Raw genomic sequence first — 829 nt, 5'->3', positions numbered from 1 at the left:
CTGACCATCGTGCTGATCACGCACCAGATGGAAGTCATCAAGCAGATCTGCGACCGCGTGGCCGTGATGGAAGCCGGCCAGGTGATCGAACAGGGCGAAGTGCTGGAGGTGTTCCGCCAGCCGCGCCATGAAGTCACCCGCGCGCTGATCGGCGACGTCATCGCCCACGAGCTGCCCAAGGGCGTGCTGGCGCGCCTGCGCGAGCGCCTGGCGCGTGCCGACGCCGGCCAGGGCACCGACCACCTGTTCCGCTTCGCCTTCACCGGCAACGATGTGGACCAGCCGCACCTGTCGGAAGCGGTGCGCCGCTTCAACCTGAATTTCAACATCCTGCACGGCCAGATCGACGAGATCCAGGGCCAGGCATTCGGTTCGCTGGCGATCCTCGCCAACGGTACCCAGGACAACATCAACCAGGCCATGCAATACCTGCGCGAGCAGGGCGTGGTCGTCGAGGAGCTCAACCATGTCATCTGAACTGATCGATCTGTTCGTCAGCTCCTTCGGCGAGACGCTGATGATGGTGGTGATCTCGGGCGTGGTCGGCTCACTGCTCGGCATTCCGCTGGGCATCGCCCTGCACATCACCGAATCCAAGGGCGTGCTGCCCAACGTCGCCTTCAACCGCATCGCCGGCCTGCTGGTCAATGCGGTGCGCTCGACGCCCTTCATCATCCTGCTGGTGGCGGTGATCCCGATGACGCGTTTCTTCGTGGGCACCTCCATCGGCACGGCCGCTGCCATCGTGCCGCTGACCATCGCCGCCGCGCCCTTCATTGCGCGCCTGGTCGAGACCGCCCTGCGCGAAGTCGATCACGGCCTGGTGGAA

The 829-nt window shown here is 65.0% G+C and carries 2 protein-coding genes; both read left to right on the top strand.

Annotated elements, in window-relative coordinates; translation table 11 throughout:
- On the top strand, positions 1 to 477 hold a 477-nt coding region (locus B3873_RS13715; RefSeq protein WP_286866692.1), incomplete at its 5' end, for an NIL domain-containing protein.
- Positions 467 to 829 (top strand): methionine ABC transporter permease (locus tag B3873_RS13710; protein WP_414651542.1); only part of this gene is annotated, 363 nt, incomplete at its 3' end. The genes B3873_RS13715 and B3873_RS13710, both read left to right, overlap by 11 nt.

Source organism: Herbaspirillum sp. UBA812 (genome assembly GCF_002296545.1).
Lineage (GTDB): Bacteria > Pseudomonadota > Gammaproteobacteria > Burkholderiales > Burkholderiaceae_D > Herbaspirillum > Herbaspirillum huttiense.
Note: the sequence above shows the minus strand (reverse complement) of the source record. Positions and strands in the feature narration are given on the sequence as shown.